The 22,379-nt window shown below is 46.1% G+C and carries 20 protein-coding genes and 1 tRNA gene; 18 read left to right on the forward strand and 3 right to left on the reverse strand.

Annotated elements, in window-relative coordinates; all coding sequences use genetic code 11:
- Positions 1-271 precede the first annotated feature (271 nt).
- Together ABD031_RS13870 and ABD031_RS13875 are read left to right on the forward strand one after the other, a co-directional pair.
- Positions 272-877 (forward strand): outer membrane beta-barrel protein, encoded by a 606-nt coding sequence (locus ABD031_RS13870; protein ID WP_343852468.1) that lies wholly within the window; start codon positions 272-274, stop codon positions 875-877.
- 88 nt (positions 878-965) lie between these two features.
- A complete protein-coding gene (locus tag ABD031_RS13875; protein WP_343852470.1) occupies positions 966-2,231 on the forward strand; it encodes a hypothetical protein in 1,266 nt (421 codons plus the stop codon).
- A gap of 5 nt (positions 2,232-2,236) precedes the next feature.
- Here the strand turns inward: ABD031_RS13875 and ABD031_RS13880 are convergent, their stop codons facing one another.
- The 3 genes from ABD031_RS13880 to ABD031_RS13890 form a co-directional block, all read right to left on the reverse strand.
- Positions 2,237-4,468 (reverse strand): xanthine dehydrogenase family protein molybdopterin-binding subunit, encoded by a 2,232-nt coding sequence (locus ABD031_RS13880; RefSeq protein WP_343852472.1) that lies wholly within the window; start codon positions 4,466-4,468, stop codon positions 2,237-2,239.
- A 2-nt stretch (positions 4,469-4,470) separates the two neighbouring features.
- On the reverse strand, positions 4,471-4,941 hold the full coding sequence (locus tag ABD031_RS13885) for a (2Fe-2S)-binding protein (RefSeq protein WP_343852474.1): 471 nt from the start codon (positions 4,939-4,941) through the stop codon (positions 4,471-4,473).
- Positions 4,942-5,311: 370 nt separating this feature from the next.
- A tRNA-Cys gene (locus ABD031_RS13890) sits at positions 5,312-5,382 on the reverse strand.
- Between the two features lie 366 nt (positions 5,383-5,748).
- Between ABD031_RS13890 and ABD031_RS13895 the strand changes: the two genes are divergently transcribed.
- From ABD031_RS13895 to ABD031_RS13970, 16 genes are all read left to right on the forward strand, one after another.
- Positions 5,749-7,008 carry a c-type cytochrome gene (locus ABD031_RS13895; RefSeq protein ID WP_343852476.1) on the forward strand — a complete coding sequence of 420 codons (1,260 nt, stop codon included), beginning with the start codon at positions 5,749-5,751 and terminating at the stop codon, positions 7,006-7,008.
- 39 nt (positions 7,009-7,047) lie between these two features.
- The gene (locus tag ABD031_RS13900) at positions 7,048-10,128 is read left to right on the forward strand and encodes a TAT-variant-translocated molybdopterin oxidoreductase (protein WP_343852478.1); all 3,081 of its coding nucleotides are present in this window, start codon (positions 7,048-7,050) and stop codon (positions 10,126-10,128) included.
- A gap of 17 nt (positions 10,129-10,145) precedes the next feature.
- Positions 10,146-11,510, forward strand: coding sequence for an NrfD/PsrC family molybdoenzyme membrane anchor subunit (nrfD, locus tag ABD031_RS13905; RefSeq protein WP_343852480.1), 1,365 nt, complete (start codon positions 10,146-10,148; stop codon positions 11,508-11,510).
- A 2-nt stretch (positions 11,511-11,512) separates the two neighbouring features.
- On the forward strand, positions 11,513-12,043 hold the full coding sequence (locus tag ABD031_RS13910; protein ID WP_343852482.1) for a DUF3341 domain-containing protein: 531 nt from the start codon (positions 11,513-11,515) through the stop codon (positions 12,041-12,043).
- A gap of 13 nt (positions 12,044-12,056) precedes the next feature.
- A complete protein-coding gene (locus ABD031_RS13915; protein ID WP_343852484.1) occupies positions 12,057-12,752 on the forward strand; it encodes a c-type cytochrome in 696 nt (231 codons plus the stop codon).
- Between the two features lie 2 nt (positions 12,753-12,754).
- Entirely contained in the window at positions 12,755-14,047 is a 1,293-nt protein-coding gene (locus ABD031_RS13920) for a quinol:cytochrome C oxidoreductase (RefSeq protein WP_343852486.1), read from the forward strand.
- Between the two features lie 24 nt (positions 14,048-14,071).
- The gene (locus tag ABD031_RS13925) at positions 14,072-15,109 is read left to right on the forward strand and encodes a cytochrome c oxidase subunit II (RefSeq protein ID WP_343852488.1); all 1,038 of its coding nucleotides are present in this window, start codon (positions 14,072-14,074) and stop codon (positions 15,107-15,109) included.
- Positions 15,110-15,120: 11 nt separating this feature from the next.
- Positions 15,121-17,004: a cytochrome c oxidase subunit I gene (locus tag ABD031_RS13930; protein ID WP_343852490.1), complete on the forward strand. Its 1,884-nt coding sequence runs from the start codon at positions 15,121-15,123 to the stop codon at positions 17,002-17,004.
- Entirely contained in the window at positions 16,988-18,064 is a 1,077-nt protein-coding gene (locus ABD031_RS13935; protein ID WP_343852492.1) for a COX15/CtaA family protein, read from the forward strand. Before ABD031_RS13930 ends, ABD031_RS13935 begins: the two co-directional genes overlap by 17 nt.
- Positions 18,065-18,066: 2 nt before the next feature.
- Positions 18,067-18,972 (forward strand): heme o synthase, encoded by a 906-nt coding sequence (cyoE, locus tag ABD031_RS13940; RefSeq protein ID WP_343852494.1) that lies wholly within the window; start codon positions 18,067-18,069, stop codon positions 18,970-18,972.
- Positions 18,973-18,975: 3 nt separating this feature from the next.
- Entirely contained in the window at positions 18,976-19,557 is a 582-nt protein-coding gene (locus ABD031_RS13945; RefSeq protein ID WP_343852496.1) for a cytochrome c oxidase subunit 3, read from the forward strand.
- 28 nt (positions 19,558-19,585) lie between these two features.
- Entirely contained in the window at positions 19,586-20,362 is a 777-nt protein-coding gene (locus ABD031_RS13950; RefSeq protein ID WP_343852498.1) for a cytochrome c oxidase subunit 3, read from the forward strand.
- A gap of 20 nt (positions 20,363-20,382) precedes the next feature.
- Entirely contained in the window at positions 20,383-20,712 is a 330-nt protein-coding gene (locus ABD031_RS13955; protein ID WP_343852500.1) for a cytochrome C oxidase subunit IV family protein, read from the forward strand.
- Positions 20,713-20,782: 70 nt separating this feature from the next.
- Positions 20,783-21,451 carry an SCO family protein gene (locus ABD031_RS13960; RefSeq protein WP_343852502.1) on the forward strand — a complete coding sequence of 223 codons (669 nt, stop codon included), beginning with the start codon at positions 20,783-20,785 and terminating at the stop codon, positions 21,449-21,451.
- Positions 21,438-21,992 carry a DUF420 domain-containing protein gene (locus ABD031_RS13965; RefSeq protein ID WP_343852504.1) on the forward strand — a complete coding sequence of 185 codons (555 nt, stop codon included), beginning with the start codon at positions 21,438-21,440 and terminating at the stop codon, positions 21,990-21,992. Before ABD031_RS13960 ends, ABD031_RS13965 begins: the two co-directional genes overlap by 14 nt.
- Before the next feature lie 95 nt (positions 21,993-22,087).
- On the forward strand, positions 22,088-22,333 hold the full coding sequence (locus tag ABD031_RS13970; protein ID WP_343852506.1) for a hypothetical protein: 246 nt from the start codon (positions 22,088-22,090) through the stop codon (positions 22,331-22,333).
- The last annotated feature ends 46 nt before the right edge of the window (positions 22,334-22,379 follow it).

Genomic DNA, 22,379 nt, shown 5'->3' on the forward strand with positions numbered 1-22,379 from the left:
ATGTCGTAAATAAGTTGTGGTAACTCCTTTTACGACTTTCATGGCTGCGGGTGAATTTCCCCTATTCATGAATGTTTTATACCCTTTCTTCTAGCGTTTTTTCTGTCGTTGTCAAAGTACTCCTGAAGCTGGACTTTTGAAAAATTGCTCCTTTATCCTGCTTCTCCAGAAGCCGGATTTCGTGAAATGCTAATCCCCCTCGAGTGGTATTGTAGCATTCCCACTTGCTCATTCGTTCAGGTTGAGATACTTTCCAGAACATGGTCAATTCATGAAAAATAGCATTTTATTAGTCTGCCTGCTGCTATGCGGAGCATCGGTTTTTGCGCAGGGAGGCTTAGAGGTGAAGGGTTATTTCGGCCTTTCTGCATCACTCGTTGGGCCAAAAGCGGGCATGGTCGGAATCAACTCTGGAAGTACGGAAGGATACAAGGAGCTTGGTTTGGGGTTTTCTTATGGTCTTGGACAGAAATTCCGGATCAATGGAGGACTCAACTACGCCTTTGCCGATGTCGAATACAGCCCGCCACCCTGCATGGATTGCCTCACAGGTATGCCCTCCATACCTTTTACACACAATACCGATTTCGAGATGCTTTCTATCCCTGTATACGCTGAATATTCCTTGACCAAGTTTCTCTTTGTCGCCGCCGGACCCGTTGTGGACTTTCAGCTTTCTGAATGGAATCGATTTTCAGATCAGAGCGGACTCGGTTTTCTGGCCGGTTTGGGAGGAAAGGTGCAGAAGGAAAAGTTTGTCTTCTCCATTTTTCCGAATTACAAAAGGCACGCAGTCGTGACTTTTGAAAAGCCGCAGGGTGCCAAAGAAACCCTTCAGGAGTTGGGTGTTCAGTTTGGAGTCGGGTATCGGTTTTAGCAATTAGCCGACTCATTTTGATATTGATTTAAAGTTTAAACTTTTTTCAATCCAGTAAAATTCTCGCCCGATTTAATTAGAATACCTCATGAAGAACTATACGCTTTTACTTTTGTCCTTTCTCGTTTTTTCATCCTGTGAGCGCTTTGATGACTCCATCCCCGAGGGATCGACGCTTGAGGTTCCTATATTGATTTCCGAAATTGTCAGTCCGACTGAAGTGTTATTGACTTGGGATTCCAATCAGATTTGCGCCGGTTTTTGTCCGTCAATCGTGCCAGCCAGCTACTACGAAATCTGGGCAAAGTCGCTTACATCCAGTGGCGATTACAAGTTAGGAGAGTCTCCGGCAGGAGCTACAACCTATCAGGTATCGGGACTGGAACCTGGGGTGGAGCAGCAGTTTTTTGTGATAGCAAAGAGAGCAAACGTTCGAAATTATACCAACCGGGTGATGGTCGTGACCAATGCACTTCCGACTGTGGAGGATATTTTTCAGAAAGAAAGATTCAACTACATTACTCACCCTCAAGTCTCTCCCGACGGAACTGAGGTTGCATATTCCTTGTCTCAAGCCGGAGCAGCTGGTAGTTCTCAAAATGTGTTTTTGTATGATTTGGATAGCAAGTCGGAGCGATTGATTTGGGAAAACGGCCAATATCCTTCTTGGTCAGTGACCGGCGATAAATTGGTGTTTGTCAGCGAGAAAGCGAATGCTTCAGTGATCAGTGAATTTGCATTCGCATCGGGAACGGTAACCGATGTGATGAGCGATTCCTACAAAAGTCATTTTCCGAAGTATGCCGAAGAAGACGAATCCCTGGTCTATTTTTTAGATAGTCTGGAGGCTGGGGAATCGGGCATCATGTCTCTCGGGTTGGCGAAACCAGATACTATTTTTCTTCGAGCGGTAGAACCTGACGAGCATGCGATAGCTCGCGTATTGGGGATGGATTATTCTACCGAATCAAACAGTGTAGCCTACAGTACTACTGCTCCCAAGGAAAATGAAAGTGGCTTTTCCTATGTTATCTTAGGTTTTGATTTGGAGAATTCTGGGTCTTTGATAGACTATGAGGTGTCTGATTGGAATGACACCAATCCTTCATTCTCTACTTCAGATATGGATTTGTTGGCGTTTGTATCAGATCGATCGGGACTGCCGCAGGTGTGGGTTAGAAACACAAAAACGGAGCAGCTGATTCAGGTGACGGATTTCCAGGGAGGTGAATGGATCAATATCGGGATTGTCGGGCTGAGCTGGAGTGGAGAAAAACTGTTTTTCAACGTCATGGACGTGAACGGGACAACGACGCTTGTGAGAGTCGATTTGTCGACGCTTTTGAGTGATTGATTTGATCAGACCTTTTTCCAATCAACCTTTTCCGCCTTCAAAGGCAAATCTCTGATCCTACTTCCGGTGGCATCAAAGATCGCATTGGCGATTGCCGCTGAGACAGGCCCCATTGCAGCCTCACCAGCTCCCATCGGTGGTGTGTCGGGTCGGTCGATGAGATGGACTTCGACTTCTGGCGTTTCCATTGTCCGTAGGATCGGATAGGAAGTCCAATCTGTGCTGGTGATTTCCTCTCGATCAAACTGGACTTCTTCCAACATCGACCAACTGGCCGATTGGATCATGCCGCCCTCGGTTTGGTTTCGCAGCCCGTCGGGATTGATGATCAATCCTGAGTCGATCACACCCGTCAGTTTTTTGAGTCGGTAGCTCTTGGCGGCTTTGTCGATTTCCACTTCTGCCAAGACTGCGAAATAGGAAGTCGAATTCTTATACCGAGAATAAGCGATGCCGAATCCGTTGGTTTCGGTTTTCTGCCTTGATTTCCAGTTTGTCTTTTCTGCCAGTTTCTCTAAGACCGCTTTTGCTCGTGGATCTTCGAGGTTTCCTAGCCGAAAATCAATCGGATCATTTCCAGATTTATGAATGAGTTCGTCCAGGAAGGATTCCAGCGCAAAGGTGTTTCCATAAGCTCCCAAGCCCCGCAACGAGGAAGTCCGAAGTGGCCCGGAAAAGGTGTAGAGGTGAAGTTGCTTTGCGGCGATGGTATATTCTGGGATTCCATTTCGGTAGGAACCTGCGGAAAATCCACCTTTTTGAAACGGGAAAGGCTTTTCTAAATGCCTTGCGGAAACAAAACTCGCCGCTCGGCCATTTGGTCTTGTGCTATGAGAATCCGACCAAACATTGGTGTCCCATGCCAGAATTTTCCCATCGGCATCCATCCCTGCCGAAAGCTGGAAGCCCATCGCTGTGCCATAGGGTTCCCACTTATTTTCGTCTTCCCGCATCCACTGAAGGCGGACGTGGACACCGGGCATTTCTTTGGCGATTAGCGCTGCTTCACCGGACACATCATCGGAACCGTTTTGTCCATAGCAACCCGAACCCGGAACTCCGATGCAGCGGATGCTTTCTTCCTCTCGGGAAAAAAGATCTGCCAAAGTCGCCCGAACTGGATACACACCTTGGGTGGCAGTCCAGACGGTCAGGAGATTTTCTTCCCAAAGTGCTACCGCACAGGACGGTCCCATCGATGCATGCATAGTGTAAGGCTTAAAATATTCGGCGCTATGGCTAATCGCTGTATTTGCGATGACCTCCGCAATCCCCGGTGAGAGCTTGACTTCCTCCGGTTTGCCGGATGTCTTTTTGATGGTGTCGAAAAGTTGTTTGGGGAGTGTTTCTATTGGAGTTTTGTTCCAAACAGCCAAAGACTTCAGCTTTTCACGGGCTTGCACAGCTTGGTATTCCCGCTCTGCGACCACTGCCAGGAAGCTTCCGTTTTGGATCACTTTCAGGACACCAGGCATGGATTCAACCTGGCTGAGATCGATGGAGGAAAGTTTGTCTTGGTAGGATGGTGGAAAAAGAATTCTCGCATGGACCATCCCGGGCATTCTCAGATCGTGGACAAAGTGGGATTCTCCGCTGACCATCTTGCGAATATCATCCCGCTTGAGCGGTTGTCCGACGTATTTGTGTTGACTTGGGTTTTTGGGAACGGCCTCTCCGGAGATCTTTTCCTCGATGAACTTTCCCTCCAGCAGTTTCCAATAGCTGATTTCGTCACCTTTTTTGGATTTAATGATACCATTTGCGACGCTGAGTGATTCCTGAGACGTGTTCCATTTTTGCGCAGCCAACTTGAACAAATAAAGTCTGGCTTCAGCTGCCGCATTTCGAATCGCTTTTCCGCTTCCCTCTACGGAATTGCTGCCGGCGGTGAATCCTTCATTTACGGTCTGTCCTGTGTCGGCATTGATAATCCGGCAACGGGCAGGCTCGATGTCCAGTTCTTCGGCGGCGATTTGGATCAGCGCGGTTTTGATGCCCTGCCCAAGTTCCTGCTTTCCCGAAAGGACAGTTAAATATCCCTCCGCATCGAGCCGGATCCAAGAGTCGATCAGCTTGTTGTCGATGTGTTGGCGGAGGGGAGTTCCGTTGTAGGGAGCTAGGGGGGTGCCTTTCGTTTCGCAGGATACAAAAGGATACAGGCTGAAACCGATGATCAGATGTCCGGTGCTCTTCAGGAAAGACCGACGGCTCGAATTGTTAATTTCTGGACCCTTCATGCTTATCGATTTATTGTTTCAGACGCCAGTTTCACGGCTTTGATAAAGCGCGAATGCGTTCCGCAGCGACAGATGACGGGATCGAGCGCTTCCCGGATTTCTCTTTCCGCGGGTTTGGGATTTTCTTCCAAAAGAGCGACAGCGGAGAGAATCATGCCGTTTAGGCAATAGCCGCACTGCGCCGCTTGGGTATCGATGAAGGCTTGTTGGACGGGATGGAGTTTGCCGTTTTTTGTAAGTCCTTCGAGCGTGGTAATTTCCGTGTCTCCAAAACTGGAGCAGGGTCTGAGGCAGGTCGGTTCGGCTTTGGAATCTGCAAGTACCATACAAGCGCCGCATTGGTGTAGCCCACAGCCGTATTTTGCGGCATTCAGAGAAAACTCATCTCTCAGAATGTAGAGGAGGGGTTCTTCGGGATCAGCTAAAATGGTTTTGGTTTCGCCGTTTACGCGCAGGGTGATATTTTGGGGCATGACACTCAATCGTTTGATTGATAAACTAGGGAATGTCGGTGTGAAAAGCAATTCCTAAAGTGGCAAGACGTAAGTATCAAGACCGACAAGCCCCTGAATCCTTTACGGTTTTCTGCCTCTAGGAGAAAAAGTTTGATTGTTCGCAAAGACGCTGGAGCTACAGGGTTTTTTTTAACTCAAAATCGATTTGCTGAAGGGGTCTTGTTGAGGATCTCTTAAGCCATTGTCCTTTATATTGTTTTAATCCTTGCTGAGGAGGAAAAATGTGACTCTCAGTCGGCAATGGATGTCCAATGGGGGACTTGCCTAAAACATATGGGATGAAACAAAAGGCATGAAAAAAGCACCCCTTTTGAGGATGCTTTAGTTGAGGTCGAGAGCGGATTCGAACCGCTGTACGAGGTTTTGCAGACCTCTGCCTAGCCACTCGGCCACTCGACCATCGGTTTTCGGAATGCAAATGTAGGATTTTTCCTTGCTTGAGCAAATTTCGGCTTCTTAAAAAAAAGAATTTCCCCAGGTGGAATCTCTTCAGAATTAAAGATTTCGCTACTATTATTGAGTTGGAAATACTGATTATCAAGCCTCTATAAAAAAGGTTTCAAAATTCCATTATTTATAATGACTCTAAATAAAATTAAGATGAGAAAATATATCGCAAAAGATTGAAGGTCAATCAAATAAACCTCAGTTTTTTGAGATTCGGTTAATATACGGCCTCCCTAATGCATCTTTGAAAAATTAGCGGGGGGTAGTACCTTTGCAGGGGTTAAAGAGAACCTTAAAAACTATTTAATTAGCTATAATATGTTATCCAAACGCTCGTTAGTAGGGATTCGATTGAATTTCCAGACGCTGGCAGTGCTGCTTTTCATGCTGATTGGGGTTTCGGCTTACGCTGCAGATCCAGCCGTTGCAAGCAGCGATGAGGCGATTGCTGCAGGTAAGACTGTCTTCAATGCCAATTGTAAAACATGCCACAAATTAGACCAGAAGTTGATTGGTCCCGCTTTGAGAGGAGTTTCTGATAGAAGAGACATTCCGTGGATTAAAGCATTTATCAAGAATTCCCAGGCTGTGATCGCTTCTGGCGACAAAACCGCTGTAGATCTTTTTAAGGAATACAACAACACGGTGATGATCGCTCATGAGTTTTTGAGTGACGCTGATCTGGACAACGTAATTTCCTACATCGAGCATGGAGACAAAGTAGATCCGGCAGCAACTGTAGCCGCTGCGGGCGGTGAAGCGGGTGCCGCAGCTGGAGGAGGAATTCCAAGTGAATACCTGACAATCATCGTCGGTGTTTTGGTACTTGTCCTTTTGCTGATCTTGGTCGTATTGGGATTGATCATCTCTGTATTGACCAAATACATCAACAAGCAGGATCTACCTGAAGATGACAAGGAATTTGTCTCTCAGAAGACCGACTATGCTAAAATTCTGAAAAGTGATGGCTTTATTATCATAGTGACCGCCTTGGTTATCGCCCTGGTCGCTAAGACTGCTCTTGATGGATTGTATTCCGTAGGAGTACAGCAAGGATATGCACCGACTCAGCCAATTGCTTATTCACACAAGCTTCATGCCGGTGATCTGGAAATCGCCTGTCAGTATTGCCACACTGGTGTAGAGATCGGTCGATCTGCTAACATTCCTTCTCCAAACATTTGTATGAACTGCCACACGCATGTTCAGAATGTAGCGGGTAAGGAAGGAATCTCTCCGGAAATCGCCAAGATCTATGCAGCGGTGGACAACAACCAGCCGATCGAGTGGGTGAGAGTTCACAATCTGCCTGACCTTGCGTATTTCAACCACTCTCAGCACGTAGCTGTCGGTGGCATTGAGTGCCAGACATGTCACGGTGAGATTCAGGAAATGGAAGTTGTTGGCCAACACAGCTCATTGACTATGGGATGGTGTATCGACTGCCACAGACAAACTGAAATTGCTACAGAAGGCAATGCATACTATGATAAGTTGGTTCAACTCCACTCTGATTCCAAAGATGCTCTGAAAGTAAAAGACATCGGTGGCCTGGAGTGTGCGAAGTGCCACTATTAATTCCTTATCCTTTTTGCTAATTCATTCCTAGAAATAAAAATGAAGGAAAATAAAAAAACCTACTGGAAGGGGCTCGAGCAACTCAGCAACGAAGCGGAGTTTGTGAAGCATGCCGACAGGGAGTTTGCGGAACTACCGACAACGCTGGGCGAAGACGGAAGTGCATCCCGAAGAGATTTTCTCAAAGTGATGGGTTTCAGTTTGGCAGCAGCTACACTAGCGGCGTGTGAGGCTCCGGTCAGAAAAGCTATTCCTTATGTGAATAAGCCGGTTGACATCAACCCATCCATTCCAAACTTCTACGCTTCTACCTTTACTTCCGGCGGTGATTATGCATCGGTGGTGGTGAAAACCAGAGAAGGTCGCCCGATCAAAATCGACGGAAACGAACTTTCTCCAATCAATAAGGGAAAAGTGAGTGCTATCGTGGAAGCGTCTGTGCTTTCTCTTTATGATAAGCAAAGACTGGCAAGCCCGATGATTGCTGGCGCGGCGGCCGACTGGAAAGCGGTAGATGAGCAAGTAAAAGCAAAATTGGGTGCTGCGGGTACTGTGAAGATTGTTGCGAATACAATCCTTTCCCCTACGACCTTCGAGGTATTAAATGAATTTTCTGCGGCAGTTGGTGGTGCTGAAGTGATCATGTATGATCCTGTTTCTAACTACGGAATCACCAAAGCTTCTGAAGTATATTATGGACAGGCAGTTTTGCCTTCCTACCATTTTGACAAAGCAAAAACGATCGTATCCTTCGGTGCTGATTTCTTGGGAACTTGGATTTCTCCGATTGAATTTGCCGGTGCTTACGCAAAGACAAGAAAGATCAGCAAGGCTCGCCCTGAGATGTCTAGACATTATCAGTTTGAATCCAACCTGTCAATGACTGGTGCAAATGCTGACTATAGAACTCCGATCAAAGCTTCTCAAAGCGGATTGGCGGTTTTGGCACTATATAACGCCATCGCAACCAAAGCAGGTGCTGCTACGGTGACTGCTGCGAAAGTAGAAATCGCAAACCTTGACAAAGCCGCCAATGATCTTTGGGCTGCCAAGGGCGCTGCACTGGTTGTTTCCGGATCAAATGATCCAAACGTACAGATCGTCATACACGCGATCAACGAACTTTTGGGAAGCAACGGAACTACAGTAGATTTCTCTACCCCGGTGAATTTCAGACAAGGAAACGATGCCCGCATGAATCAATTCGTAACAGAGTTGAAAGGCGGACAAGTTGGAGCAGTCATTTTTTACAACTGTAACCCAGTGTACGATCACGTTCGTGGCACTGAAGTCGCTGAGGGAATCGCCAAGGCAAAAGTAAGTATCGCGACCAACGGAACCTTGGATGAGACTTCTTCTCTGGTTCAGATCGTAGCTCCTGATCATCACTTCCTGGAATCTTGGAACGACTTCGAACCTAAGTTCGGTCAGTACTCACTTTCTCAGCCGACGATTTCACCGTTGTTCAATACCCGTCAGGCGCAGGATTCTTTCCTGACTTGGGCAGGGTCTACGACTTCCTATTATGATTTCCTTCAGAAAAGCTGGGAATCCACACTTTTCACGCAAGTAGAGACAAGCGGATCTTTCCAGGAGTTTTGGGATCAGTCACTTTACAATGGTGTCATAAATATCTCTAAATCCAGTGCGGATCTTTCACCGATTGGAGATGTGTCAGCCGCAGCGGCCGGAGTTGCTCAGGTGTCAAAAGCGGACAACGCAGGTGCCGAACTGGTAATCTATACCAAAGTCGGAATCGGTAGCGGTGCTTTCGCCAACAACCCTTGGCTACAGGAAATGCCCGATCCAATCACCAAGGCTACTTGGGATAACTACCTGACCGTGTCACAGCAATGGGCTACGGACAACGGAATCAAGATGGTGGAAGAGCATACCCAGAAAGCTTCCATTACAGTAAATGGCAAATCGCTGATTGTTCCAATCTTGGTTCAGCCAGGGCAGGCAAATGGTACTTTCGGTTTGGCTGTGGGCTACGGAAGAACCAAGGCTGGACGCGTAGCTGATGGAGTAGGGGTGAACGCTTACAATTTGCTGGACGCCTCCAAAGGCTTTGTGAATTTTGACCTTACCACCGGAGTGGAGGTGGCTGTAACAGGAGATACCTATAAGATCGCCCGAACGCAAACTCACCAGACTTTCATGGGTCGTGAAAACGTGATCCAAGAAGCTACTTTGGCAGAATATAAAACTGACGCTTCTGCAGGCAGATACAAGCCTAAAATCTACAAGGATGGTGAATTTGTGAAGCCGTCTAAGATTTCTCTTTGGAGCGGTCACAAATACAGCCAGCACCATTGGGGTCTTGCCATCGACATGAACTCATGTATCGGTTGCGGCGCCTGTACCGTGGCTTGTCAGGTAGAAAACAACGTTGCCGTCGTGGGTAAGCAGGAAGTTCTCAACAGAAGAGAAATGGCCTGGATCCGAATCGACCGCTACTATTCTTCTGACGCTCCTGCCGATGATCTGGCAGGTATGGAAGTAGCTGCGGCAAATCCGGAAGTAACCTTCCAGCCGATGATGTGTCAGCAGTGTAACAATGCTCCTTGTGAGACTGTTTGCCCGGTGGCTGCTACAACCCACTCCTCAGAGGGACTCAACCAGATGACTTACAACAGATGTATCGGTACTAGATATTGTGCCAACAACTGTCCGTATAAAGTTCGTCGATTCAACTGGTTCAAATACCATGACAACAAGGACTTCGCAGGAGTGAACATCGCTCAAAACGACGACTTGGGTAAAATGGTGCTGAACCCTGACGTGACTGTCCGTGTACGTGGTGTGATGGAAAAATGCTCCATGTGCGTGCAGCGTATTCAAGCTGGTAAACTGGCGGCGAAACGTGAAAAGCGTAAGGTTCAAGATGGCGAAATCAATGTAGCCTGTGCGGTCGCCTGTCCTACGGATGCCTTGGTCTTCGGAGATATGAATGATCCGGGTAGCAAAGTTTCTCAGATGTTGAAGATCGAAGAAACGACTTCAGCTACCAAAGAAGTAGGAGAAGAGCGAGCATACCATGTCTTGGAGGAGATCAACGTGAGTCCTAACGTTTGGTACTTTACCAAAATCAGAAATAAAGACAAAAACGAAGCGTAATCAAAATTTTATAAACTATGCAGGTTACTTCATCCGTACGCGATCCGTTAGTTACCGGGGGTAAAACCTACCATGACGTAACACAAGACGTGTCTCGCCATGTAGAAGCAAAGCCAAATATCAGATGGTTCCTTGCTTTCCTTACTTCTGCCGGTGTTTTGGCTTTGGGATCTATCGCAGTAGTTGCTACTGTTTGGGAAGGCATTGGTATGTGGGGTCTAAACAAAACCGTAGGTTGGGCTTGGGATATCACCAACTTCGTATGGTGGGTTGGTATCGGTCACGCCGGTACCTTGATCTCAGCGGTATTGTTGCTTTTCAGACAGAAATGGAGAACGTCTATCAACCGTGCTGCAGAAGCGATGACCATTTTTGCGGTTATTTGCGCAGCGATGTTCCCGGTACTTCACATGGGCCGTCCATGGTTAGGAGCCTATTGGGCACTTCCACTTCCCAATACTTTTGGTTCGCTTTGGGTAAACTTTAACTCCCCACTACTTTGGGACGTTTTTGCGATCTCGACTTATTTCTCTGTATCCCTAGTATTCTGGTATATCGGTTTGATTCCTGATTTTGCTACGATCCGAGACAGAGCTACCGGTTTGCGAAAGATCATTTACGGAGCACTTTCCTTTGGATGGGATGGCGCTGCCAAATCCTGGATGCGGTACGAGTCAGTATCATTGATTCTCGCAGGTTTGGCTACACCATTGGTACTTTCAGTTCACACGATTGTATCCTTTGACTTTGCTACCTCGGTCATCCCAGGCTGGCACACGACAATTTTCCCTCCGTACTTCGTTGCGGGTGCGATCTTCTCAGGATTTGCGATGGTGTTGACGCTGATGATTGTAACGCGAAAGGTGTATAACCTGGAGGATTACATCACTATAGGTCACATCGAGCTGATGAATATTGTCATCATCATTACGGGTTCTATTGTCGGTATCGCTTACATCACTGAGTTTTTCATCGCTTGGTATTCTGGTGTAGAAGCTGAGCAATACGCGTTCATCAACCGAGCAACTGGTCCTTACTGGTGGGCATACTGGTCTATGATGACTTGCAACGTGATTTCTCCGCAGCTTTTCTGGTTCAAGAAGATCCGTACTTCCATTGTGGCGACTTTTGCTTTGTCTATCGTCGTGAACGTTGGGATGTGGTTTGAGCGATTTGTGATCATCGTGACCTCTCTACACAGAGATTACCTTCCATCTTCTTGGGCGATGTTTTACCCAACCTGGGCTGATGTCGGAGTTTACCTATTCACCTTTGGTTTGTTCTTTACCTTGTTCTTCTTGTTTGCGAAGTTCTTCCCGGTGATCAACATGGCTGAAGTGAAATCTGTACTCAAGTCTTCATCCGAAAAAGTGCATAAATAATCATGGAAAAGGATACACATTTTATTCTGGGAGTTTACGACGATGAGGACGTATTGCTCCATGCAGTTGAGCAGGTAAGAGGTACCGGCGTGAAAATCCACGAAGTATATTCTCCTTACCCAGTTCACGGATTGGAGCATGTACTGGGTTATAAGAGGAGCAAACTTCCTATAGCAGCATTTCTTTTTGGATTGTTGGGAACTACGTTGGCTTTGACCATGCAGTTTTATATGATGAAATTCGACTGGCCGATGATCATCGGTGGCAAAGATCACGGAGCTTTCCCTGACTTTATCCCCGTGACATTTGAGTTGACCGTGCTTTTGGCTTCCTTCGGCATGGTGGCGGTCTTTATGATTGTCTCGAATCTGAAGCCATGGGCTCAACCAAGAATCTTCGACGTAAGATCGACCGATGACAAGCATATCATGGCTATCGACATTGCGAACAACAGTGGGCTGGAGTTGGATAAAATCAAGGAGATTTTGACATCTTCTGGAGCAACCGAGGTGAATAATAAAAGTTTTGAATAGAAAATCCGGATATATGAAAATTGCAAAAGCATTGATTTTCGGAGGTTCCGCGCTGGCCGTTTCCTTTTTGGCCGGATGTAAAGCCGGTGGTGATAACCAAGGGCTTGAATATGCACCTCAGATGTATCATTCCGTAGCGTATGAGCCTTTGACTCAAATCCAAGATGAAACGACCAAAGGAAACTTGATCTCTACCCGGGAAGATGGAAAAGGGGAATATTTTAACTCTAACATTCACAATCCACACGGGATGAATATGAGAGAGCCTGTTGCCAATACGGTTCCTCGCAACAAGCAGGGATACCTTCCTTACAGATTGAAGGCTTTCGAACTCGAGCAAGCTGCGTTGACCAAAAACCCAGTTGAACCTACCGAAGAGGTATTGGAGAGAGGCGAAGTTCTTTACCTTCAGTATTGCAGTTCATGCCATGGCAAATCAGGGCAGGGTGACGGAAAGGCTGGTGAGATCATTGGTGGTGTTGCCAACCTTACTGGCGGCGCGTATGTCAGCCTTCCGGAAGGTCATATCTTCCATGTGATCACCAAAGGAAAAGGCAGAATGGGAGCTCATGGTTCTCAGATTCCTGAGGAAAGCAGATGGAAAATTGTTCACTATGTCAAACAAGTTATTCAAGGTCAGGCTACAGCAGCTGCTCCGGCACCTGCTTCAGACTCTACCTCGGTAGCACAAGTAACCCCAGCTAACTAATCATGGCGCATCACGGCGAACAACACTATAATTTGGAGCAGCGATTTGTTTTTGGAGCTGCTATTAAGAAGCCTATCATGACCGTTTTGGTCATTGGGGCAATTCTTTTGGTACTCGGGATCATCCTGGCGATGACCGGTGGTCATCACGGAGAAGCTGAGGCGGAAGGTCACGCTTTTCACTGGTATCAGCGACTATATGCTAACTTGTGGATCAACAACGTGTACTTTACAGGTATTGCCATCATTGGCGTATTCTTCTTTGCGATTCAATACGCAGCTCAGGCTGGATGGTCTTCAGCGATCATCAGGGTAATGCTTTCCCTAGGCAACTGGTTGCCGATTGCAGGGGTATTGATGATTGTGACATTCTTCATCGCTAATCATGATTTGTTTCACTGGACTCATGCTTATCTTTTTGACAAAGCGTCCCCAGAGTATGACAGCATCATCGATGGCAAGGGATCTTTCTTCTATTGGCCGATGGCAAAAGGAACATTCCCGATTTTCTACATCTTGAGAATGGTCTTGTTCTTTGGCTTCTGGGTGTTCTTTTTCAAGAAATTCCAAAGCTTGACCTACAATGAAGATCTCATCGGAGGTACATCTTCCTGGTATACCATCAGAAAATGGTCTGCTTTCTTCCTGATCTTTTTCGCAGTGTCTTCTTCCATCTCTGCATGGGATTGGGTGATGTCAATTGACACACACTGGTTCTCCACGCTATTCGGATGGTATGTATTCGCTTCTTGGTTCGTAGCTGGCTTGTCCACGATCACCCTGATCACGATCTTCCTGAAGAGCCAAGGCCTTTTGGAAATGGTGAACGAAAATCACGTGCATGACTTGGGTAAATTCATCTTTGGTTTTACCATATTTTGGACGTACCTATGGTTTTCTCAGTTCTTGTTGATTTATTACGCCAACATTCCTGAGGAGACAGTGTACTTCATCGAAAGACTGTCTAGTGACATCTATGGTCCATTTATCTTTGTCAACTTGGGGATGAACTTTGTCCTTCCTTTCCTGTTATTGATGACGAGAGATGCAAAGAGACACGGGGTATTCTTGAAGTTGGTTTGTGCTTTGATTATCGCAGGTCACTGGGTTGACTTCTTCCTGATGGTACAGCCTGGTACTTTGGGTCACAACGGCGGAGTAGGATTTATGGAAATAGGAATGTTCTTGATCTATGGTTCAGCCTTCATTTTCGTAGTTCTTTCAGGATTGGCAAAAGGGAATCTGGTTGCTAAAAATCACCCGATGCTTGAGGAAAGCTATAATCATCACATCTAATTATTTATCCGAAAAAGCTAAGTTATGTACGGATTTCTTATAGGAGTAGGGGTTCTTCTGGTTCTGTCCATCATATGGATGGTGTACAGAATTCAAACCTTGGTATCTGTTGTAAAGGGTTCAGATAAGAAGATTGCCTCCGGGAGCAACAAGGTAAACGCAATCCTCTTCGTCCTCTTTTTGATTGGAACAACCATTTTGATGTTTTGGTATTCGATTAAGGAGTTTGACAACTACGATCTTCCGCTTGCTTCTGAGCACGGAGTTATTACTGACCAATTGTTTTGGATCACGATGGCTATCACCGGGATTGTATTTTTGATCACCCACGTGTTGCTTTTTATCTTCCCTTACAAGTATCAGTACAAAGAAGGCAGAAAGGCGGCTTTCTATCCTGACAACAACAAGCTAGAGATCATCTGGACAGCAGTGCCGGCAGTGGTTTTAGCAGGTTTGGTGATCTCAGGTTGGATGGCATGGTCTGATATCACTGCTCCAGCACCTGAAAATGCACACGTCATTGAGGTCATGGGCTATCAGTTTGCCTGGGAAGTAAGGTATCCCGGTAAAGACAAAGTTCTCGGAGATTATGATTATCGATTGATTTCCGCTTCGAATTCCCATGGAGTCGATTTCAACGATAAGAATGCACTGGATGATTTTCCTTCTCCGATAGTGGTAATCCCTAAGGGGGAGCCGGTTCTCTTCAAGATCAGAGCTCGTGACGTATTGCACTCTGTTTTTGCTCCTCACATGAGATTGAAGATGGATGCGGTACCGGGCATGCCAACTAGATTCTGGTTTGTACCTACGAAGACCACTGAAGAAATGCGAGCGGAATTGAATGATCCTGAGTTTGAGTATGAAATAGCTTGTACTGAAATCTGCGGACGTGGACACTTCGGAATGAGAAAAGTGATAGAAGTCGTAGAGCCAGCTGCATACCAAAAGTGGTTTGCAGAGCAGAAGTCTTTTGTGCAGCAAAACCCAGCTCTAGCAGAGGGGGTTTCGGCTGAGATCAAAGAACTGGCAGAAATTCAATTGAGAGAAAGTAATAAATAAAATTATAGGATATGTCTACAGCATCTGCGGCACATCATGACGCTGCCCACGATCATCACGATCATGAGCATCATGATAATTTTATAACAAAATATATCTTCACCCAAGATCATAAAATGATCGGTAAGCAATTTTTGGTTACCGGTATGTTTTGGGCGCTAATCGGAGGATTTCTGTCTGTACTTTTCAGATTGCAGCTTGGTTTTCCAGATTTGAGTCTGGAATTCCTTCGTCCATTGCTGGGCGGCTGGATCGATGAAAATGGAGCACTTGATCCTAATTTCTACCTTGCTTTGGTTACGATGCACGGTACCATCATGGTATTCTTCGTGTTGACCGCCGGCTTGAGTGGTACTTTCTCCAACTTCCTGATTCCACTTCAGATCGGAGCTCGTGATATGGCGTCCGGTTTTATGAACATGCTTTCGTATTGGTTTTTCTTTATCTCCGGTGTGATCATGTTTGTCTCCCTGTTTATCAAAACGGGCCCTGCGGGAGGTGGCTGGGTAGTTTATCCCCCGCTTTCTGCATTGGAGCAGGCGATTCCAGGTTCAGGTTTGGGTATGACTCTTTGGTTGGTTGCGATGGTGTTCTTTATCGCATCCTCTCTGATGGGCGGTATCAACTATATTACAACGATCATCAACCTTAGAACTAAAGGCATGTCTTTCTCAAGACTTCCTTTGACGATTTGGGCGTTTTTCCTGACTGCGGTGATCGGCCTTTTGTCGTTCCCGGTTTTATTTGGAGCGGCTTTGTTGCTTGTTTTTGACAGAAGTTTTGGAACCTCGTTCTACTTAGCTGATATCTACGTCGCTGGTGAAGCACTTCCTAATACCGGCGGTAGCCCGGTTCTATTCCAGCACTTATTCTGGTTCCTGGGTCACCCTGAAGTTTACATCGTACTGTTGCCAGCTTTGGGCATCACCTCTGAGGTCATCGCAACCAACTCCAGAAAGCCAATCTTTGGCTATAAGGCGATGATTGTTTCGATGTTGGGTATCACCGTATTGTCATTCGTCGTTTGGGCTCACCACATGTTTGTGTCAGGAATGAATCCTTTCTTGGGCTCTATCTTCATGTTCCTGACGCTGATCATTGCGATCCCATCTGCGGTAAAAGTATTCAACTACCTGACTACGCTTTGGAGAGGCAATCTGATCTTTACTCCAGCGATGTTGTTTTCCATAGGATTGGTTTCCTTCTTTATTTCTGGTGGCTTAACTGGTATTTTCCTTGGAAACTCTGCCATTGATATCCAATTGCACGATACCTATTTCGTAGTTGCTCACTTTCACCTAGTGATGGGTTCTGCATCATTCTTCGGAATGGTCGCCGGAGTCTATCACTGGTTCCCGAAGATGTTTGGCAGAATGATGGATGCTAAGTTGGGATACATCCACTTCTGGTTGACCTTCACTGGCGTGTACTTGGTGTTTTTCCCTATGCACTACATCGGGATAGCTGGCTTTCCAAGAAGGTACTACTCTTGGACTAACTTCGCTTTTACAGAGCATTACACTGACTTGAATATGTTTGTGTCTGCTGCGGCAATTGTCACCTTTGTATCTCAGTTCATCTTCTTGTTCAATTTCTTCTATAGCATGTATCGAGGAAGAAAGACAACGGCCAATCCTTGGAGATCCAATACACTCGAGTGGACTACTCCTATCGAGCCTGGACATGGTAACTGGCCTGGCGAGATTCCTTCCGTTTACAGATGGCCATACGATTACTCCAAGCCGGGTGCCGCAGAAGATTTTATTCCTCAGACCGTACCACTTTCTCAGACTCCAGAGTCCAACCTGCCTCATGAGCAGGAAATGGTGAAGCTCGAATTGGAAATTATGAAGGAAGAGGCTGAGGTTTTAGTAGCAAATGAATCAAAGCACTAATACAGCGGTAAACAGCTTTCGCCGACTTTCTTTTTGGACGGTAATCGCTGTTTACTTCTTGATCTTGGTCGGAGGGATCGTGCGTAGCACAGGCTCAGGAATGGGTTGTCCTGATTGGCCGAGGTGTTTTGGGAATGTCATTCCTCCAACTAGTGTAGAACAGCTTCCGGAGGACTACCGAGAGCATTATCTCCAAATAAGACTAGCTAAAAACGAAAGGTTTGTAGCAACACTTGAAAAATTGGGCTTTGAGAAAAAGGCCACCGAAATAGCAAATGACAAGTCCATCTTGGTAGAGGAGGAATTTAACGCCACCAAGACCTGGATAGAATACATCAACCGCTTGGTCGGTGTGTTGATCGGGCTCCTGATTATCCTGACAGTTTGGAAGTCTTTCAAGCTCTGGAGTTCCAACAAGTTGATTCCGATCTATTCGATTTTCGCGTTAATCTTGGTGCTCTTTACCGGATGGATTGGATCTATAGTGGTCTCCACCAACCTTCTGGCTTGGATGATTACATTCCACATGTTGCTCGCCTTGGCATTGGTTGCCGTACTGCTGCATGTTCACCATCTGTCCGAGCGACTCCAGCCGGGTCACGGAGTGAAAGTAGATGTTCCTGCTAAGGTAAGGTGGATTCTCGTCATCGCATCGCTTTTGACATTGATTCAGGTAGTCCTTGGAACTCAGGTGCGAGAAGAGATTGATCAAATTTCGTTTGCACTTGGAGACCTGCTTAGAGAAGAATGGGTTAGCCGGTTGGGGATAGATTTCCTCGTTCACCGGTCCTTTTCAATCGTGCTGCTGGGAATACATCTGTTGTATTTCTATTGGGCATTTCGGTACTCAGTCCGACGATCAAAGGTGAATCTTTTGACGCAAGTATTGATGTTGGTCTTGTTATTGGAGATCGCATCGGGAATGGGAATGGCCTACTTTGGCATTCCGGCGTTCCTTCAACCAGTGCACCTATTGCTTGGTTCAATCATTCTGGGCATTCAGTTTACTCTGATCCTACAATTGAAAGACCACGTACAGTTTAAGTTAAATACTATTTGAAAATGAGGACAGTTGACGTAACTGACCATTCGATATCGGCTTTTGTGATTGCAAGGATCAAAGCCTACTCCGAGTTAATCAAGCTGAGGCTTTCGGCCTTGGTTACATTTTCTGCGGTGTTCGGATATATCTTGGGAGATACCGGCACGAGCTTCGGTTGGTCTGGATTTCTCGGTCTAACACTCGGTGGATTTCTGATCTCAGGAGCATCCGGTGCTGCCAACGAGATCATGGAGCGTGATTTGGATAAGCTGATGAAGCGAACGCAAAACCGCCCTCTGCCACTTCAACTCATTTCCCTTCAGGAAGCCTATTGGTTTACCTCTTTCGTAGCAATCATCGGTATTGCCTTACTTTGGGTATTTACAAATCCATTGACTACCTGGCTCGGAATCTTGAGCATGGTGTTGTATGTATTCGCATACACTCCGCTGAAGAGAGTTGGTCCGATTGCGGTATTTGTCGGAGCGATTCCGGGTGCCATGCCTCCTTTGTTGGGCTGGACTGCCGCAACTGGTTCGATATCCTATGAAGCCTTGATCATCTTTGGAATCCAATTCATCTGGCAGTTTCCTCATTTCTGGGCAATTGCTTGGGTCAGTGATGAGGACTACAAGCGAGCTGGATTTAAACTACTCCCCAGTGGAGGAGGCCAGGACATCAATACAGCGATTCAGATCATGATTTACACGCTGTTTCTCTTGCCTTTGGGATTATTGCCAAGCTATTTCGGTTTGACGGGCTTGAACTCGGGGATAGTGGCGACGGTGTGTGGGGTACTTTTCCTTGCGCAGACTTTCTCACTAATGAGAGATTGTTCTCGAAATTCCGCATTGAAGATTATGTTTGGTTCTTTTCTCTATTTACCGATCGTGCAGATTGCGTATTTGCTTGACAAATTGCCCTGATTCATGGAAAGAGAACTGAAATATGTGGATATGGAGGAGCAGCCGATCTCCATGCACCCTAAGAAGTTTGCGCTTTGGCTGTTTATGGTGACAGTAGTGATGGTCTTCGCTGGCTTGACTAGTGCTTATATTGTAAGACAATCTGAAGGAAATTGGTTGGATTATGAACTGCCAGCTATATTCTGGTTGACGTCTGGGATCGCTGTGATGAGCAGTTTGACCCTTCAGTGGGCTTCCTACTCCGCCCGAAAGGACAATTTTGTCAATCTCAAAACAGGGATGGTTCTTACGGTATTATTGGGGATCGCATTTCTGGTGGGGCAGTGGTATAGTTGGGTGGCGATGGTTGACCGTGAAGTATTCTTTGTAGGAAATCCATCCGGATCCTTTCTGTATGTTTTCACCGGATTGCACGCTGTCCACTTGATCTCAGGTGTGATATTTCTGATTATTGTATTAATTTCGACCTTCAGACTGAAGGTTCATTCCCGGGCTATGATTCCCATGGAAATGGCTACTACCTATTGGCATTTTCTCGGGGGCTTGTGGTTATACCTGTTTATGTTTTTGCTTCTGAATCATTAAAATAAAACCTGCTACAAAACAATAAATTATGTCTGCGCATTCTACTGCTATTGGAGTAAGCTCGAAAAGAGGCGTTTGGGGTGGAGGAAACGAACCCATGAAGGCCAGTTATGGAAAACTCATGATGTGGTTTTTCCTGCTCTCCGACATCTTCACTTTTGCGGCCTTCTTGATTACCTATATCTCGATCCGTGTCAGTTATCCGGCTTATGCAGGGTCTGCGGACGCGTTCGTAGGTTCCAACGAATACTGGCCAGTACCGGAATTGGTATTCAAGGCGCTTCCTTTCCTACATGGGGTGAATGCTCCCCTGATTTTCGTAGGGATCATGACTTTTATCCTGATTGCCAGCTCCGTGACGATGGTATTGGCGGTGGAAGCAGGTCATAGAAACGACAGAAACGATGTCGTTAAATGGATGCTTTGGACCTTAGTAGGAGGGATTACCTTCTTGAGCTGCCAGGCATGGGAGTGGAGTCACTTTATCCATGGCACTGATGGCGGTACGGTAATGACCTACGTCAATTCATTGAATCGAGTGGTCACCGAGACGGTTTTTGGAGCCAATCTAAATGTGAACGAATACGGGCCAGCAGGTTTCGCACAGTTGTTTTTCTTCATCACCGGCTTTCACGGATTTCACGTGACCATCGGCGTGTTCCTTCTTTTTCTTTGCTTTTACCAAGCGGCTGTCGGGGTTTATGACAGAAGAGGTCACTACGAAATGGTGGAGAAAATTGGCCTCTACTGGCACTTTGTTGACCTGGTTTGGGTATTTGTATTTACGCTTTTCTATCTGATCTAGCATTTAAAAACCTTCGAAAAATGGATATTCAAGAAAACAAGTCAACCCTCGTAGTAGAAGCTCGGAACGAGAAAAAGGTCAAGAAGATCTGGAAGACTGCCGGAATCCTTTTGGCAATCACGGTAGTAGAATTTATCATGGCATTTACCATGGGCAGAGGGATTTTGCTCTACACTGCCTTCATTGCCCTGACGATTTGGAAGGCAAAATACATCATGTTGGAATTCATGCACCTTGGTGACGAAGTCAAGGGTTTGTTCTATTCGATCATTGCTCCATTGATTTTCCTGTTTTGGTTAATTATTGTCCTAGTTAAAGAAGGTTCAGAGATCTTCCTTTTGCGTTGGTAAAAAATAAATTTCAATAAAATGGAAGGTTGAGGTGGATCACTTCAACCTTCTTTTTTGTTAACAAAATGCTATGAAAGGATTGAGGATATTGCAGGGAATGGTGTTGGTGTGCATCTTGTTGATCCCTGTTTTGGTATTTATGTTTTTGAGGGGATTTGGAAAAAACGAATATGACCTCCCCATTTTTTTCGAAAAAGGAGCAGACAATCCGTTTTTAGAATGCCCTGTCACCGATACTACTCAGCACTATATTCCTGAGTTTTCCTTTTTGAACCAAGACGGTAAAGCCATTGGGAGAGCGGAGATGGAAGGAAAGATTACCGTGGTGGATTTCTTTTTTACCTCCTGCCCAAGCATCTGTCCGGTCATGTCCAAGGAGATGGAACGCGTCAATGACATGTTTCGCAATGAGCCAATGGTTCAGATTATGTCCATCAGCATCGATCCTGAATTCGATACTCCTGAGATATTGAAAACCTATGCAGAGGAGCATGGCGCAATACCGGGCAAGTGGCATTTCCTTTCGGGGCCAAAGGACGAGACCTATCGCTTGGCCAAGTGTGGCTTTATCATTCCCACAGTTGACGGAAATGGCGTGCCGGACGACTTTGTCCATACCGATAAGTTTATGCTCATCGATGAGCTCGGCCGTATCCGCGGCTACTATAGCGGGACTAATCGGGAAGATGTGGATCTGTTGATGTTAGAAACAAAAGTATTATTACATGGAAGCAAGTAAATATCCTTCGCTGCAACATGAGACGAAAGTGAAGAGCTGGATCATTGGGATATCCATTGTCATCCCTTTGGTGGTGGCAATCCTGATTTTCATGCCTGCCAAGATCACTTCCTTGGGAGATTGGGTTTATTTCCTTCCCCATTTGAATGCCGTGGTCAATACCGCTGCATCCGCAGCGCTGATCCTTGGATTGATTTTCGTTAAGAATAAGAAATACAGCTATCATGGAGCAACCATGACAGTAGCTTTTGTTCTTGGAGCCTTGTTTTTGGTATCCTACGTGGTTTATCATGGAGCGGCAGAGAGCACGAAGTTTGGAGGTGAGGGCATGATTCGTTCGGTTTACTACTTCTTGTTGATCACGCACATCGTATTGGCGGCGGTGGCCTTGTTCCCAATTCTGTTTGCCTACTACTATGGCTACACAGATCAGCGTGATAAACACCGAAAAGTGGTTAAATTTGCGTATCCGATCTGGTTGTATGTGTCGATCAGCGGCGTGATCGTCTACTTGATGATCAGTCCCTATTACACGCACTAGAAGAAAAGCGATCAGCCTCAGTTTGCAGATTTGTCTCAGATCTCGAATTATGCCTGCCGGAAAAATCTGAACGCAGGTAACCAAAGTGATTAACTATGAAACTTAAGCTTATCCTTCTTGCTTTCTTTTTTCTGGGAATTCACCTCAGTTCTTGGGCGCAATGCGCGATGTGCCGCGCTTCGGTGGAAAATAACGTAGCCAACGGCGAGACCACCATCGGAGCTGGACTGAACACCGGAATCATTTATTTATTTACCATGCCATATCTTTTGGCAGCTGTGATCGCATTTCTATGGTATCGCGCTGCGAAAAAACGGAAAGCAAAATTGGCACTCCGATAAGAGATCAAAAAGCAATGTTTGATACCAGACTTTGCTTTTTTATTTT

It is taken from the genome of Algoriphagus jejuensis (assembly GCF_039523455.1).
GTDB classification, from domain to species: domain Bacteria; phylum Bacteroidota; class Bacteroidia; order Cytophagales; family Cyclobacteriaceae; genus Algoriphagus; species Algoriphagus jejuensis.

What these genes read in the sequence shown, in the direction of transcription:
- ABD031_RS13870 (WP_343852468.1), top strand. Translation starts at nt 272, where the DNA reads ATGAAAAATAGCATTTTATTAGTCTGCCTGCTGCTATGCGGAGCATCG.
- ABD031_RS13875 (WP_343852470.1), top strand. Translation starts at nt 966, where the DNA reads ATGAAGAACTATACGCTTTTACTTTTGTCCTTTCTCGTTTTTTCATCC.
- ABD031_RS13880 (WP_343852472.1), bottom strand. Translation starts at nt 4,468, where the DNA reads ATGAAGGGTCCAGAAATTAACAATTCGAGCCGTCGGTCTTTCCTGAAG.
- ABD031_RS13885 (WP_343852474.1), bottom strand. Translation starts at nt 4,941, where the DNA reads ATGCCCCAAAATATCACCCTGCGCGTAAACGGCGAAACCAAAACCATT.
- ABD031_RS13895 (WP_343852476.1), top strand. Translation starts at nt 5,749, where the DNA reads ATGTTATCCAAACGCTCGTTAGTAGGGATTCGATTGAATTTCCAGACG.
- ABD031_RS13900 (WP_343852478.1), top strand. Translation starts at nt 7,048, where the DNA reads ATGAAGGAAAATAAAAAAACCTACTGGAAGGGGCTCGAGCAACTCAGC.
- nrfD (WP_343852480.1), top strand. Translation starts at nt 10,146, where the DNA reads ATGCAGGTTACTTCATCCGTACGCGATCCGTTAGTTACCGGGGGTAAA.
- ABD031_RS13910 (WP_343852482.1), top strand. Translation starts at nt 11,513, where the DNA reads ATGGAAAAGGATACACATTTTATTCTGGGAGTTTACGACGATGAGGAC.
- ABD031_RS13915 (WP_343852484.1), top strand. Translation starts at nt 12,057, where the DNA reads ATGAAAATTGCAAAAGCATTGATTTTCGGAGGTTCCGCGCTGGCCGTT.
- ABD031_RS13920 (WP_343852486.1), top strand. Translation starts at nt 12,755, where the DNA reads ATGGCGCATCACGGCGAACAACACTATAATTTGGAGCAGCGATTTGTT.
- ABD031_RS13925 (WP_343852488.1), top strand. Translation starts at nt 14,072, where the DNA reads ATGTACGGATTTCTTATAGGAGTAGGGGTTCTTCTGGTTCTGTCCATC.
- ABD031_RS13930 (WP_343852490.1), top strand. Translation starts at nt 15,121, where the DNA reads ATGTCTACAGCATCTGCGGCACATCATGACGCTGCCCACGATCATCAC.
- ABD031_RS13935 (WP_343852492.1), top strand. Translation starts at nt 16,988, where the DNA reads ATGAATCAAAGCACTAATACAGCGGTAAACAGCTTTCGCCGACTTTCT.
- cyoE (WP_343852494.1), top strand. Translation starts at nt 18,067, where the DNA reads ATGAGGACAGTTGACGTAACTGACCATTCGATATCGGCTTTTGTGATT.
- ABD031_RS13945 (WP_343852496.1), top strand. Translation starts at nt 18,976, where the DNA reads ATGGAAAGAGAACTGAAATATGTGGATATGGAGGAGCAGCCGATCTCC.
- ABD031_RS13950 (WP_343852498.1), top strand. Translation starts at nt 19,586, where the DNA reads ATGTCTGCGCATTCTACTGCTATTGGAGTAAGCTCGAAAAGAGGCGTT.
- ABD031_RS13955 (WP_343852500.1), top strand. Translation starts at nt 20,383, where the DNA reads ATGGATATTCAAGAAAACAAGTCAACCCTCGTAGTAGAAGCTCGGAAC.
- ABD031_RS13960 (WP_343852502.1), top strand. Translation starts at nt 20,783, where the DNA reads ATGAAAGGATTGAGGATATTGCAGGGAATGGTGTTGGTGTGCATCTTG.
- ABD031_RS13965 (WP_343852504.1), top strand. Translation starts at nt 21,438, where the DNA reads ATGGAAGCAAGTAAATATCCTTCGCTGCAACATGAGACGAAAGTGAAG.
- ABD031_RS13970 (WP_343852506.1), top strand. Translation starts at nt 22,088, where the DNA reads ATGAAACTTAAGCTTATCCTTCTTGCTTTCTTTTTTCTGGGAATTCAC.